This is a genomic window from Terrabacter koreensis, from assembly GCF_054783315.1.
Genome location: NZ_BAAGQU010000001.1, coordinates 40,888 through 54,746, shown reverse-complemented (window position 1 = coordinate 54,746; position 13,859 = coordinate 40,888). Strand labels below are relative to the sequence as shown.

Annotated in this window: 13 protein-coding genes; 11 read left to right on the top strand and 2 right to left on the bottom strand. The window is 74.2% G+C overall.

Going from position 1 to position 13,859, the window contains the following annotated elements; genetic code table 11:
* Positions 1 to 14: 14 nt before the first annotated feature.
* Entirely contained in the window at positions 15 to 1,010 is a 996-nt protein-coding gene (gene coaA / locus ACYVNR_RS00235; protein WP_045187612.1) for a type I pantothenate kinase, read from the bottom strand.
* A 74-nt stretch (positions 1,011 to 1,084) separates the two neighbouring features.
* Between coaA and glmS the strand changes: the two genes are divergently transcribed.
* The 9 genes from glmS (at position 1,085) to tsaD (ending at position 10,388) form a co-directional block, all read left to right on the top strand.
* A complete protein-coding gene (gene glmS / locus ACYVNR_RS00230; RefSeq protein WP_461045704.1) occupies positions 1,085 to 2,944 on the top strand; it encodes a glutamine--fructose-6-phosphate transaminase (isomerizing) in 1,860 nt (619 codons plus the stop codon).
* A 1-nt stretch (position 2,945) separates the two neighbouring features.
* Positions 2,946 to 3,296: a holo-ACP synthase gene (locus tag ACYVNR_RS00225; protein WP_045187608.1), complete on the top strand. Its 351-nt coding sequence runs from the start codon at positions 2,946 to 2,948 to the stop codon at positions 3,294 to 3,296.
* Positions 3,296 to 4,888 carry a bifunctional ADP-dependent NAD(P)H-hydrate dehydratase/NAD(P)H-hydrate epimerase gene (locus ACYVNR_RS00220; protein WP_461045702.1) on the top strand — a complete coding sequence of 531 codons (1,593 nt, stop codon included), beginning with the start codon at positions 3,296 to 3,298 and terminating at the stop codon, positions 4,886 to 4,888. The genes ACYVNR_RS00225 and ACYVNR_RS00220 overlap by 1 nt, the downstream gene beginning before the upstream one ends.
* A 65-nt stretch (positions 4,889 to 4,953) precedes the next feature.
* Positions 4,954 to 6,273, top strand: a complete 1,320-nt coding sequence (gene alr, locus ACYVNR_RS00215) for an alanine racemase (RefSeq protein ID WP_461045700.1) — start codon at positions 4,954 to 4,956, stop codon at positions 6,271 to 6,273.
* Positions 6,270 to 7,550: an alpha/beta fold hydrolase gene (locus ACYVNR_RS00210; RefSeq protein ID WP_461045699.1), complete on the top strand. Its 1,281-nt coding sequence runs from the start codon at positions 6,270 to 6,272 to the stop codon at positions 7,548 to 7,550. Before alr ends, ACYVNR_RS00210 begins: the two co-directional genes overlap by 4 nt.
* Positions 7,551 to 7,555: 5 nt before the next feature.
* Positions 7,556 to 8,038, top strand: coding sequence for a tRNA (adenosine(37)-N6)-threonylcarbamoyltransferase complex ATPase subunit type 1 TsaE (tsaE, locus tag ACYVNR_RS00205; RefSeq protein ID WP_461045697.1), 483 nt, complete (start codon positions 7,556 to 7,558; stop codon positions 8,036 to 8,038).
* Positions 8,039 to 8,095: 57 nt separating this feature from the next.
* Positions 8,096 to 8,812: a tRNA (adenosine(37)-N6)-threonylcarbamoyltransferase complex dimerization subunit type 1 TsaB gene (gene tsaB / locus ACYVNR_RS00200; RefSeq protein ID WP_461045695.1), complete on the top strand. Its 717-nt coding sequence runs from the start codon at positions 8,096 to 8,098 to the stop codon at positions 8,810 to 8,812.
* 62 nt (positions 8,813 to 8,874) lie between these two features.
* Positions 8,875 to 9,345: a ribosomal protein S18-alanine N-acetyltransferase gene (rimI, locus tag ACYVNR_RS00195; protein WP_461045693.1), complete on the top strand. Its 471-nt coding sequence runs from the start codon at positions 8,875 to 8,877 to the stop codon at positions 9,343 to 9,345.
* Positions 9,342 to 10,388 (top strand): tRNA (adenosine(37)-N6)-threonylcarbamoyltransferase complex transferase subunit TsaD, encoded by a 1,047-nt coding sequence (gene tsaD, locus ACYVNR_RS00190; RefSeq protein WP_461045691.1) that lies wholly within the window; start codon positions 9,342 to 9,344, stop codon positions 10,386 to 10,388. The genes rimI and tsaD overlap by 4 nt, the downstream gene beginning before the upstream one ends.
* A gap of 187 nt (positions 10,389 to 10,575) precedes the next feature.
* On the opposite strand, the gene ACYVNR_RS00185 is transcribed toward tsaD, so the two are convergent.
* A complete protein-coding gene (locus ACYVNR_RS00185) occupies positions 10,576 to 11,601 on the bottom strand; it encodes a glycoside hydrolase family 3 N-terminal domain-containing protein (protein WP_461045689.1) in 1,026 nt (341 codons plus the stop codon).
* Between ACYVNR_RS00185 and ACYVNR_RS00180 the strand changes: the two genes are divergently transcribed.
* Entirely contained in the window at positions 11,600 to 13,006 is a 1,407-nt protein-coding gene (locus ACYVNR_RS00180; protein ID WP_461045687.1) for a nucleoside hydrolase, read from the top strand. The genes ACYVNR_RS00185 and ACYVNR_RS00180 overlap by 2 nt on opposite strands.
* The gene (locus ACYVNR_RS00175; protein WP_461045685.1) at positions 13,006 to 13,830 is read left to right on the top strand and encodes a PfkB family carbohydrate kinase; all 825 of its coding nucleotides are present in this window, start codon (positions 13,006 to 13,008) and stop codon (positions 13,828 to 13,830) included. Before ACYVNR_RS00180 ends, ACYVNR_RS00175 begins: the two co-directional genes overlap by 1 nt.
* Positions 13,831 to 13,859 lie beyond the last annotated feature (29 nt).

Below are 13,859 nucleotides of genomic sequence, written 5' to 3'. Positions count from 1 at the left end.
GCGGCGGGTGGCGCTCAGATCTTGCGGAGCCGGACCCGGCGCACCTCGTGGTTGTCGCCCTTGGACAGCACCAGGCTGGCCCGCGACCGGGTGGGCAGGATGTTCTCGACGAGGTTCGGGCCGTTGATCTCGCGCCAGATGCGGTTGGCGGTGGCGACCGCCTCCTCGTCGGACAGCACGGCATACCGGTGGAAGTACGAGTCGGGGTCGGAGAACGCGGTCTCGCGCAGGCGCAGGAAGCGCTCGACGTACCACTTGCGCACGTCGTCGACCCACGCGTCGACGTAGACGGAGAAGTCGAAGAAGTCGCTGACGGCGAGGCCGGTGCCGCGCACCGGGTGCACCTCGGGCGCCTGGAGCACGTTGAGGCCCTCGACGATGAGCACGTCGGGCTGGCGCACGACGATGCGCTCGCCGGGGACGATGTCGTAGGTGAGGTGCGAGTAGACCGGGGCGGTGACCTCGGCGCGTCCCGACTTGATCTCGGCGACGAAGCGCAGCAGGGCCCGGCGGTCGTAGGACTCGGGGAAGCCCTTGCGCTGGAGCAGCCCGCGGCGCTCGAGCTCGGCGTTGGGCCAGAGGAAGCCGTCGGTGGTGACGAGGGCGACGCGTGGGGTGTCGGGCCAGCGGGCGAGCATCTCGCGCAGGATGCGCGCCGTCGTCGACTTGCCGACGGCGACCGACCCGGCCACCCCGATGACGAAGGGGGTCTTGGCCGGGCGCTCGCCGAGGAAGTCGCTCGTGACCTGGTGCAGCTGCCGGGTCGCGCCGACGTAGAAGTTGAGCAGGCGCGACAGCGGCAGGTAGACCTCCTCGACCTCGTTGAGGTCGACCCGGTCGCCGAGGCCGCGCAGGCGCGCGAGGTCCGCGTCGTCGAGGTTGAGCGGCTGGTTCTCGCGCAGCCGTGACCACGCCGCCCGGTCGAACTCCACGTAGGGGGAGGGGATCGACCCGTTGCCGCCGTTGCTGCCGCTCGGCGTCTCCCTGGATGAGTCCGACACGGTGGCCATTGTGTCGGACGGGTGTCGGACGCGCGCCCGGAGGGTGGCGTCGGGCCCGTGGGCGGTCCCCTAGGCTGGACCTCATGTGTGGAATCGTGGGATACGTCGGCCGGACGAACGACGGCACGGCGCTCGATGTCGTCATGGAGGGCCTGGCCCGCCTCGAGTACCGCGGCTACGACTCCGCCGGTGTCGCCCTGCTCGACGGCGACCACGTCGAGACCCGCAAGAAGTCCGGCAAGCTCGCCAACCTCACCGCCGAGCTCGAGGCCGACCCGCTGCCCGCGTCCACCACCGGCATCGGGCACACGCGTTGGGCCACGCACGGCGGCCCCACCGACGAGAACGCACACCCGCACCGCGGTGGCGGGGACGGCAAGCTCGCCCTCATCCACAACGGCATCATCGAGAACTTCCACAGCCTCAAGAAGGGCCTGCTGGCGGACGGCGTCCAGTTCACGAGCGAGACCGACACCGAGGTCGTCGCCCACCTGCTCGCCGCCGCCTACGAGCGCGAGCACGACCTGACGGTCGCGATGCGTGCCGTCGTCGCCGACCTCGAGGGCGCCTTCACGCTGCTCGCGATCCACGCCGACCAGCCCGACGTCGTCGTCGGCGCCCGCCGCAACAGCCCCCTCGTCGTCGGTCTCGGCGACGACGCCAACTACCTCGGCTCCGACGTCGCCGCCTTCATCGGCCACACCCGTCACGCCCTCGAGCTCGCCCAGGACCAGATCGTCACGATCACGCCCGACGGCGCCACCGTCATCAACTTCGACGGCACGCCCGCCGAGGGCAAGGCGTACGAGGTGACGTGGGACGCCGCGGCCGCCGAGAAGGGCGGCTACGCGACCTTCATGGAGAAGGAGATCCACGACCAGCCGCACGCGGTGGCCGACACGCTGCTCGGGCGTACCGACGCCGAGGGCCGGCTCGTGCTCGACGAGATGAGCATCTCCGAGGAGCAGCTGAAGAACGTCGACCGCATCACGATCGTCGCCTGCGGCACCGCCGCGTACGCCGGCATGACCGCCAAGTACGCCATCGAGCACTGGACCCGTATCCCGGTGGAGGTCGCGCTCGCCCACGAGTTCCGCTACTGCGACCCCATCGTCAACGAGCGCACGCTCGTCGTCTCCATCAGCCAGTCGGGCGAGACGATGGACACCCTCATGGCCGTCAAGCACGCCCGCGAGCTGGGCGCGCTCACCGTCTCGGTGTGCAACACGCACGGATCGACGATCCCGCGCGAGTCCGACGCGGTGCTCTACACGCACGCCGGTCCCGAGATCGCCGTCGCCTCGACGAAGGCGTTCCTCGCGCAGATCACCGCCTGCTACGTGCTCGGCCTCTACCTCGCGCAGCTGCGCGGCGGATCCTTCGCCGACGACGCGGCCGCGGTGATGAAGGAGCTCGGGCAGGTCCCGGCCAAGATCGAGACCCTGCTCGGCCAGATGGGCCGCGTCAAGGAGATCGCGAAGTTCATGGCCGACACCCGCTCGGTCCTCTTCCTCGGCCGCCACGTCGGCTACCCGATCGCGATGGAGGGCGCGCTCAAGCTCAAGGAGCTCGCCTACATCCACGCCGAGGGCTTCGCCGCCGGCGAGCTCAAGCACGGCCCGATCGCGCTCATCGAGCCGGGCCAGCCGGTCTTCGTCGTCGTGCCCTCGCCGACGAGTGAGCACGGCCTGCACGGCAAGGTCGTCTCCAACATCCAGGAGATCCGCGCCCGCGGCGCCCGCACGCTCGTGATCGCCGAGGAGGGCGACGAGGCCGTCGAGCCCTTCGCCGACGAGGTCATCCGCGTGCCCGCGACCTCGCCGCTGCTGGCGCCGCTGCTCACCGTCGTGCCGCTCCAGGTCTTCGCGCTCTGGCTCTCCACCGCCAAGGGCCTCGACGTCGACCAGCCGCGCAACCTCGCCAAGTCGGTCACGGTCGAGTGACGTGATCGTCGGGGTCGGCATCGACGTCGTCGACATCGCGCGCTTCGAGGAGACGCTGCAGCGCACGCCGGCGCTGCGCGAGCGACTCTTCACGCCGGAGGAGCGCGGGCTCGGCATCGCCTCCCTCGCCGCGCGGTTCGCCGCGAAGGAGGCGCTGGCCAAGTCGCTCGGGGCCCCGGGCGGCATGGAGTGGACCGACGCCCGCGTCGTCACCAACGACGACGGCCGCCCCTCGCTCGAGATCGGCGGCACGGTGCGCGCCCGCGCCAACACGCTCGGGGTCGACTCGTTCCACCTGTCCATGTCGCACGACGCGGGTATCGCGTCGGCCGTCGTCGTCGCGGAGGGCTGATGATCAGCGCCCACTCCATCGAGGCCGTGCGGGCCGCCGAGCAGGCCGCCATGGCAGACCTGCCCGAAGGCACGCTCATGGCGCGCGCCGCGCTCGGTCTGGCCGAGGTCGCCGCTGCGCGGCTGTCGGACACCGAAGGCACGACGGTCGTCGGGCTCGTCGGTGGCGGCGACAACGGCGGGGACACCCTGTATGCCGTCGCCCACCTCGCCGAGGCGGGCTACGCCGCCGCCGTGGTGCTGCTCGCGTCGTCCGGCCGCGAGGGGGTCCACGCGGGCGGTCTGGCGGCCGCCGAAGCCGCCGGGGTCATGGTCCACCTCGCGTCCGGCGGACCCGGGGAGGCCGCGGGCCCCGACGCGCTGGGTGATGCCGCCGACGTCGTCGCCGAGGCGGACCTCGTGCTCGACGGCATCGTCGGCATCGGCGGACGCCCCGGCCTGCGTCCCGAGGCAGCCCGGCTCGTCGACGCCATCGACGACGACGCGTGGGTCATTGCCGTCGACGTCGCCAGCGGGCTCGACCCCGCAGGCGGCGCGGGCGAGGACGACGCCGTCTGGGCCGACGAGACGGTGACGTTCGGCACCCCGAAGCCGGCGCACCTGCTGCCTGCGGGCGAAGGTGCCACCGGCGTGCTCACCGTCGTCGACATCGGCGTCCCCTTCGGCGACGTGCCGGCCGCCGTGGAGCGGCTCACCTGGGACGACGTCGCCGCTCTCTGGCCGGTGCCGCACGCGTCCGACGACAAGTACTCCCGCGGCGTGCTCGGCGTCGTCGCCGGCAGCGAGGCCTACCCGGGTGCTGCCGTGCTGTGCACGACGGCCGCGGCCGAGGCCGGCGTCGGGATGATCCGCTACGTCGGCACGCCGACCCCGGTCGGCCTCGTGCACCACGCCGTCCCGGAGGCGGTCGTCGGCGCCGGACGGGTCCAGGCGTGGGTCGTCGGCCCGGGCCTCGACGCGCAGGCCGACGACGACTCGGCCACGGCGCAGCTCGACGCGGCCCGCGATGCCCTGGCCTCCGACCTGCCCGTGGTCGTCGACGCCGGCGGCCTCGACCTCGTCTCGGGCGACCCCCGCGACGCCCCCACCGTGCTGACGCCACACGCCGGTGAGCTGGCCCGCCTGCTGACCCGCCTCGACGGGTCGACCGGCCGGAACGAACCCGCCGAAGGCGACGCCGCAGGCTCGGGGCACTCCGACGATCCGGCCGACCGGCCCGCTGTCACCGCCGACGACGTCAAGGCCGACCCGCTCGGCCACGCCCGGCGCCTCGCCGAGCTCACCGGGGCGACCGTCCTGCTCAAGGGCTCCACGACGCTCGTGGTGACCGAGGACCACGCCGTGCGCGCCCAGGCCGATGCCCCGACGTGGCTGGCCACCGCGGGCGCGGGCGACGTCCTGTCCGGCGTCGTGGGGACGCTGCTCGCGGCGGGCCTCCAGCCGCACGACGCCGCCTCCCTCGGCGCGCTCGTGCACGGCGTTGCCGCCGACCGAGCCTCGGGCGGGGGCCCGCTGCGGGCCCTCGCGGTGGCCCACGGCATCCGGCCCGCCGTGCGCGACCTGCTCGCACGGGGACGGTCAGCACCGGGGTGACCGGCAGGGCCGCCGCCGCCCTGCCCCGCTCAGCGACCCACACCACGAACTGCGAGACTGCACCCATGAGCACCATCGACGCCGCCGAGGCCGCCGACGCCGGGAGTGCGGCCGTGCCCCCCGAGCGCCTCGTGCCCGACACCCGCGGCCTCACGGTGTGGGCCGAGATCGACCTGACGGCCCTTGAGGCCAACGTGCGCACCCTCCGCGCCCTCGCGCCGGCGTCGGAGTTCATGGCCGTCGTCAAGGCCGACGCCTACGGCCACGGCCTGCTGCCGGTGGCGCGGGCCGCCCTGCGCGGCGGCGCGACCTGGCTCGGGGCGGCCCAGTTCGCCGAGGCCTTCGCCCTTCGTGACGCCGGGATCACGACCCGGCTGCTGACCTGGCTGAGCGTGCCGGGCTCCGACTTCGCCGGTGCCGTCGGCCGCGACATCGACCTGTCCGCCTCCGCCCCGTGGGTGCTCGACGAGATCGCCGCCGCAGCTGCCGCCCTCGGTCGCACCGCCCGCGTGCACCTCAAGGTCGACACCGGTCTGGGGCGCGGCGGCGCCTACGGCGCAGACTGGGGCACCCTGGTGGCGCACGCCCGGCGCCTCGAGGCCGAGGGCACCGTCCGCGTCGTCGGCATCTGGACCCACTTCGCCCACGCCGACTCGCCCGAGCACCCCACCGTGCTCGCCCAGCAGGAGCGCTTCTTCGAGGCGGTCGCCGAGGCCGAGCAGGCCGGCATACGCCCGGAGGTGCGGCACCTCGCCAACTCTGCCGCGACCCTCGTGCACCCCTCGGCGCACGCCGACCTCGTGCGGCCCGGCATCGCCATGTACGGCCTCACGCCCGTGCCACAGGTCGACGACGACTTCGGGCTGCGCCCGGTCATGACGCTGCGGGCCCGGCTCGCCCTCGTCAAGCAGCTGCCCGCGGGGCAGGGGATCAGCTACGGCCACGCCTACGTGCCCGACGTCGACACCGTGGTCGGCCTCGTGCCCGCCGGCTACGCCGACGGCATCCCGCGCAACGCCACGAACGTCGGGCCGCTGCTCGTCGACGGGCGCCGCACCACGATCGCCGGCCGGGTCTGCATGGACCAGCTCGTCGTCGACCTCGGGCCGGGTTCCACGGCCCGGGCCGGCGACGTCGTCACGCTCTTCGGCGGGGCACCCGGCGAGCCCACCGCCCAGGACTGGGCCGACGCCACCGACACCATCAGCTACGAGATCGTCACCCGGCTCGGGGCGCGGGTGCCGCGACTGCTCATCGGCGACGAGGGCGCGCCCGCCACGCACGCCGACGGCTCGGATGTCACCACGGCCGGCGCCACCACGGCCGGCGCCGCCACGGCCGACGCCGCCACAGCCGGCGCCGCCGTCGAAGCGGGGCTCGCATGAGCCCCCGCCGCAACCCCGTCATCGGCATCGCCGCCGCCACCCTGGGCGTGGCCGCCGGCGTCGCCGCCGGCATCGCCGCCGACCGCGCCGGCAAGCACCGCGCCGCGATGGCGGCCCTCGAGACCCCCGAGCTGCTCGACATCGAGCCCGACGAGCAGCACGTCGTCCTCACCGACGACGGCGTGGCGCTGCACGTCGAGATCGACCTGCCGACCCCCGAGGCGGCAGCAGCGGCGGCGGACGGCTCGACCCGCCACGGCCGCGCCGACGAGCTGCCCACGGTCGTGCTCACCCACGGCTACTGCCTCAGCCTGCGCTGCTGGGTCTACCAGCGCCGCGCCCTCAAGGAGGCCGGCTACCGCGTCGTCTCGTGGGACCAGCGCGGTCACGGCCGCTCCGGGCGCGGCGAGAAGGAGAGCTACACGATCGACCGCATCGGGCAGGACCTGCGCACCGTCCTGGCCGAGATGGCGCCGGAGGGCGACCTCGTGCTGGTCGGGCACTCGATGGGCGGCATGACGATGCTGGCGCTCGGCGAGCACGACCCGAAGCTGGTGCTCGACCGCGTCGTCGGGGCGGGCTTCGTCGCGACCAGCCCGGGCGGCCTCATGCTCGCCAACGGTGGCCGCGTCGCCACCCTGGGCCGGCTCATGCTGGAGCGGCTGGGGCCCGGCGTGCTCGGCTCGCTCGCGCGTCGCCCCGAGGTGTTCACCAAGATGCGGCGCGCGGCCCGCGACCTCGAGCACTTCATGGTCGAGCAGAACTCGTTCGCGTCGCCGGTGCCCCGCTCGGTCGTGCGTTACACCGCCGACATCCTGCTCGGCACCCCGCTCGACGTCGTCAACGACTACCTCCAGACGTTCGACGGCTTCGACAAGCGACCGGCCCTCGGCGAGTTCCGCAACGCGGTGGTGCTCGTCTTCAACGGGCGCGAGGACATCCTCACCCCGCCGTCGCACAGCGAGCTCATCGTCGAGGGCATCCCCGGCGCCGAGCACATCGTCGTCAACGACGCCGGGCACGTCATCATGCTCGAGCACCCCGACCTGCTGAACGCCCACCTCATCCAGCTCGTCGACCAGGCCACCCGTGCCCGCGCCGAGCAGATCGAGGTCTCGAAGCAGCCGCGCGTGCGCCGCGTCGTCACCGACGTCGCGAAGAACCGGCGCCAGCGCCGGCTCGAGAAGGAGGCGGCCGACCTCGTGCGGACGGGCCGCAGCAAGGCGGCCCGCGCGAAGACGCCGCGTTCCTCGACCCCCCGCGCCAAGGGGGCCTGAGCACGATGGGCGAACGAGCGGGCAACCGGCGCGAGGTGCGCTGGTCATCCCTCGCGCAGACCCAGGACTTCGGGCGTCGGCTCGGGGCGCTGCTCCGCGGCGGCGACGTGCTCGTGCTGACCGGAGACCTCGGGGCGGGCAAGACCACCCTGACCCAGGCCGTCGCCGAAGGTCTCGGCGTGCGCGGGCCGATCACGTCACCAACCTTCGTCATCGCCCGGGTGCATCCCTCGCTCGTCGGCGGCCCCGAGCTCGTGCACGTCGACGCCTACCGCCTCGGCAGCGCCCTCGAGCTCGACGACCTCGGCCTCGACGCCGACCTCGACGCCAGCGTCACCGTCGTCGAGTGGGGTGCGGGTCTCGCCGAGCAGCTCAGCGACACGCGGCTCGAGCTCACCATCACGGGGGACGACGAGCGCACCGTCGAGCTCACCGGCGTCGGCTCCCGCTGGGACGCCGTGCTCGACGAGCTGGCCCCGCGCTCCTGACGCGCTGCCCGACCGCGCCGTCCAGCGCGACGGTGGGCCTCGGATAGCCTGACGACCGTGCTCCTGCTCGCGATCGACACGTCCACGACGGCCATCACCGTCGGGCTGCACGACGGCACGTCGGTGGTGGCCGAGGAGACGACCCTCGACGCCCGTGCCCATGCCGAGCACCTCGCGCCCGGCATCAGCGCCGCCCTCCGCGCCGCGGGTGCCGCGCCCGGTGACGTGACGGACGTCGTCGTCGGCATCGGGCCCGGCCCGTTCACCGGCCTGCGCGTCGGCATCGTCACCGGCCGCACCTTCGCGTTCGCGCTCGGACTGCCGGTGCGGGGGCTCACGAGCCTCGACGCGCTCGCCCACGAGGCCTGGATGGACGGCCACCGCGGAGACCTCCTCGTCGCGACCGACGCCCGCCGCAAGGAGGTGTATGCCGCCGGGTACGCCCTGGGTGACGACGGAGCCGCCCGCACCAGTGCGCCGACGGTCGCTCGCGCAGCGGACCTGCCGGCCGAGCTGCGTGCCCTGCCGTGCGCAGGGCGGGGCCCCTCGCTCTACCCCGAGGCCCTGCCGCACGCGGCGGGACCCCTCGACGTCAGCGGGGGAGCGCTGGCCGACCTCGCCGTGCGCCGACTCACTCGAGACACCGGCGACACCCCGGCCGAGGCGCTCCAGTGGGTCGACCCGGGAGACGGCTTCGACGGGCTCGAGCCGCTCTACCTCCGCCGCCCCGACGCCGCGCCGGCACCGCCGTCGAAGAAGTCGACGCTCGGATGACCGTGGCGACCACAGAGCCGACGGCCCCGACCGGGGGCCCCGAACCCTCCGACGGTGCCGGCATGTCGCCCGACGTGAGGCTCCGCGACCTCGAGTGGACCGACCTCGCCCGTCTCGTCGAGCTCGAGCAGGAGCTCTTCGCCGACGACGCGTGGTCCGAGGCGACGTGGTGGAGCGAGCTGGCCGGGCGTCCGCGCCGTGACTACGTCGTCGCAGTGAGCGCCGACGGGAGCACCGCCGGGTATGCCGGCCTCGACGTCTCGGGTGACGTCGCCGACGTCATGACGGTGGCCACCGCGCCGGCCGCGCAGGGCCGGGGCATCGGTCGGCTGCTGCTCGACGAGCTCGTTCGGCGGGCCGTCGCCCGTGGCGTCGAGGCGGTGCTCCTCGAGGTGCGTGCCGACAACGACGCCGCACGCCGGCTCTACGACCGCGCTGGCTTCGAGGTCATCTCGGTCCGCCGCCGCTACTACCAGCCGGGGGACGTCGACGCGCTCGTCATGCGTCTCCTCGTCCCGAAGGGAGACGCATGAGCGACGAGCCCCTCGTCCTCGGCATCGAGACGTCCTGCGACGAGACCGGGGTCGGGATCGTGCGCGGACAGACGCTGCTCGTCGACACGGTCGCGAGCAGCGTCGACGAGCACGCACGCTTCGGCGGCGTCGTCCCCGAGGTCGCGAGCCGGGCCCACCTCGAGGCCATGATCCCGACCATCGAGCGTGCCTGCCGCGACGCCGGGGTGCAGCTGCGCGACCTCGACGCCATCTCCGTGACGTCCGGTCCCGGTCTCGCCGGCGCGCTGCTCGTCGGCGTCGCCTCGGCCAAGGCCCTCGCGCTCGCCCTCGGCAAGCCCCTCTACGGCGTCAACCACCTCGCGTCGCACGTCGCCGTCGACATCGTCGAGCACGGCCCGCTGCCCGAGCCGACGATGGCGATGCTCGTCTCCGGCGGGCACTCCTCGCTGCTGCTCGTCCCCGACGTCACCAACGACGTGCGCTCGCTCGGCTCGACGATGGACGACGCCGCCGGAGAGGCCTTCGACAAGGTCGCCCGCGTGCTCGGCCTTCCCTTCCCCGGCGGCCCGCACGTCGACCGGGCCGCCCGCGACGGCAACCGGATCGCCATCGACTTCCCGCGAGGGTTGACGACCGGGCGCGACATGGAGCGGCACCGCTTCGACTTCTCGTTCTCGGGGCTCAAGACGGCCGTCGCGCGCTGGGTCGAGACCCGGCACCGTGCGGGGGAGTCGGTGCCCGTCGCCGACGTCGCAGCCAGCTTCCAGGAGGCCGTCGTCGACGTGCTGACCCGCAAGGCCCTGCTCGCCTGCAAGGAGCACGACGTCGACCACCTGCTCATCGGCGGCGGCGTCGCAGCGAACTCCCGCCTGCGGGCACTCGCCGAGGAGCGGTGCGCCAAGGCCGGAGTGACCCTGCGCGTGCCGCATCCCGGGCTGTGCACCGACAACGGCGCGATGGTGGCAGCACTCGGCGCCCAGATGGTGTCGAAGGGGCGCGAGCCGAGCGACCTCGGTCTGCCGACGGACTCGTCGATGCCGGTCACCCTCGTCCAGGCATAGCCCGGCTCACACGCTCGGCGGTCACCCGGCTCGGCAAGTCCGCCGGGCTGAGCCCGTCGGGCACGCGGGGACACTCGCGGCGTGGAGCGCCGGCGGCCGTATGCCGGTACGTCGGCTCCCAGCGTCCGCCGGCCGCCGCCGATGCCGCTCGCGTCCCCGCCCGCCCCCTGCGGGAAGGGGCCCGTGGTCAGCTGCAGGTGGCGAGGCCGCGGCGCAGCTTGAGGTCGACGACGCGGGTGGTCGCGGCCTGGACGAGCGTGGCGAAGGCGGGGTCGGCGGCCATCGTGCGGGTGATCGCGTCGTGCATCGCGGGGATCGTCGAGGGCCGGGCGGTCAGGGTGATGTCGCCCCCGGCCTGGATGAAGCGCGTCGCGCGCTGGGCCACCGGCACGGCGGCGAGGGCCTTGGCCGCCCCGACGTCGTCGGTGATGACGACCCCGTCGTAGGAGAGCCGGCCGCGCAGCAGGTCGGTGACGACCGCCTTGGAGAAGGTGGCGTTGGTGCCGGGGTCGATGCGGCTGTAGATGGCCGAGCCGACCATGACGAGCTCGACCCCGTCCTGGATGCCGGTGCGGAACGGCTCGAGGAACGGGTCGTCGACGGTCGTGGTGCGGTCGGTGATGCCGCTGGACGTGAAGTCGGTGTTGCCGGTGATGCGGCCGATGCCGGGGAAGTGCTTGACGGTCGAGGCCACGCCGCCGGCGCGCATGCCGGCGATGAAGGAGCCCACCATCCGCGACACCCGCTCGGGGTCGCTCGAGAACTGCCGGTCGTGCTGCCCGATGGGACCGTTCGCGCGGCCGACCGACGTCGGCACGGTGTCGGCGACCGGGGCCAGGTTGACGTTGATGCCGGCAGCGCGCAGCTGGTCGGCCCAGCGGGTGGCGTCGGCGGTGAGCTCGCCCGGCGAGCCCTGGTTCTGGACGCGGGCCGACGGCATACGCGTGAAGCCGTCGCCGCGCAGCTGCTGCACCTGGCCGCCCTCCTGGTCGGCGGCGAGGAAGAGACCGAGGCCGGCCGTGGCGCGGTCGGAGGCCAGGCTCGCGAGGTGTCGCGTCGTCGCTCGGACGCGGTCGGCGCCGTTGAACCAGCCGCCGAGGAGGACCACGCCGCCGAGGTGGCGCTTGGCGACCAGCGCATCGAGGCTCGTGCGGCGCGCCCCCGTGTCGAGGCCGACCATGAGCAGCTGACCGGCGCGCTCGCCGGCGTCCATGCGGGCGACGATGCTCGGGGCACAGGAGGTGGAGCCGCCCACCGTCGCAGTGGGGGAGGGCGTCGGCGTGGTGGTCGTCGCGCGGCTCGACGTGGTCGACGGCGTCGGGCTCGTGGTGCTGCTGGGCGAGGTGGCGGAGGAGCCGGCCGCACTGCTCGACGTGCTGGTCGACGTGCTGGTCGACGTGGGCGCGGACGAGCAGGCGGCGACCGTCGACACGACGGCGGCGAGCGTGGCGAGCCTCCGGACGGTCGTCGGGAGGCGGCGTCGGCTGGGGCTCTGGCGCATCATCCGACCCTATCTCGCCCCGCCTCGAGCTTCGTGGGGCCGTGGGTGCGGTGCGACGCTCCGTGCGCCCCGCCGCGACCACGGTGGCCCGGCGACGGGGCACGGCACCACCCGGTACGTTGCCGCTGTGACGACCGAACCCACTCCCGTCGTGCTCGACGTCGACACCGGCGTCGACGACGCGTGCGCCCTGCTGCTCGCAGCGCTGCACCCGGCTCTCGACCTCCGCGCGGTGTCGTGCGTGGGCGGCAACGCCCCCGTGGACGACGTCGTGCGCAACACGCTCACGGTGCTCGAGACGGCGGGCCGCGCCGACGTGCCCGTCGCGCGTGGCGCCGAGCGGCCGCTCCTCGAGCCGCCGCTGCACGCCCGACACGTCCACGGCGAGGACGGCATGGGCGACCTCGGGTGGCCCGCACCCTCGCTCGCGCCCGACCCTCGCCATGCCGTGGAGCTGCTCCGGGACGTATGCCGTGAGGCCGCCGTCGCCGGCCGCCCCGTCACCCTCGTGCCCCTCGCCCCCCTGACGAACATCGCCCTGCTGCTGCGCACCTACCCCGACGTGGCGGCGGGCATCTCGGAGATCGTCTTCATGGGCGGAGCGGCCAACGTCGGCAACGCCACGGCGTCGGCCGAGTTCAACGTCTTCCACGACCCCGAGGCCGCTGCGGTCACGCTCGATGTCGCGGCCGACCTCGGCATCCGCGTCACGATGTACGGCCTCGACGTGTTCTACGACCCGGTCATCTCGACCGAGGCGGCGGCCGAGCTCGTCGCCGTCGGCGGGCGCGGGCCGGCCGAGCTGGGCGGCCGGTTGATGGACTTCCAGCGCGAGCGGCTGGGCGGCCAGGACGCGACGATCGGCGACGCCGGTGCCGTCTGCGCGGTCATCGACCGCGAGGCCCTGCGCACCCAGGTGCTGCCGATCCGCGTCGAGCTCGCGGGCCACTGGTCGCGGGGGCGCACCATCGTCGACCGCCGCGACTGGAGCGGGGCGATCAAGCACGACCCGCACGGTGAGGCCCCGGTCCGCGTGGACGTGGCCCTCGGCGTCGACGGTGGCCGCTACGCCCGGCTGTGGGCCGACACCCTGCTCGGCCGCGTGGGGCAGCGCTGATGGGTCGCGTGGTGGTGCTCGGCTCGCTCAACGTCGACGTCGTGACCCGCGTGGAGCGGCACCCCCTGCCCGGCGAGACCCTGCTCGGCGAGGCGGACGGACGGTTCGCCGGCGGCAAGGGCGGCAACCAGGCCATGGGGGCCCGCCGCGCGGGGGCAGACGTCGTCATGGTCGGCGCCGTCGGCGCCGACGAGGCCGGAGACGCCTACCTGGCTCGGCTGCACGCCGCCGGCATCGGGACGGCCGTGACGCGTGACCCTGAGGCGCCGACGGGCACCGCGTACATCGCCGTCGACGACGCGGGCGAGAACACCATCATCGTCGTGCCGGGCGCCAACGGCCTCGTGCGGGACGAGGCGGTGGCATCGGTCGGGATCGGCCCGGGTGACGTGCTGCTGTGCTCCCTCGAGGTGCCGCTCGACACCGTCGCCCGGACGGCGCTCGCAGCGCGCCGGGCGGGTGCCCGGGTCGTGCTCAACATGGCCCCGTACGCGCCCCTGCTCTGGGACGCCGTCGCCGTGTGCGACCCCGTCGTCGTCAACGAGTCGGAGATGCGGCAGCTCGCCGACTCCGACCTCGTGCCCGGCTCGCTGCTCGTCACGTTCGGTGAGGCGGGGGCCCGCTGGGGTGAGCACCAGGTCGACGGCATACCTGTGGGTGCGGGCGACGTGGTGGACACGGTCGGCGCGGGCGACGCGTTCTGCGGGGCGCTGGCCGCCGCCCTGGCGGCAGGAGCCGACGACGCGGCGGCGCTCGAGGCGGCCAACCGCGCCGGCGCCGAGGCGGTGCGCTGGGCCGGGGCCCAGCCCGACGCCGCCCTCTGACTCGACCAGAGCCGTGTGTATCTTGACGG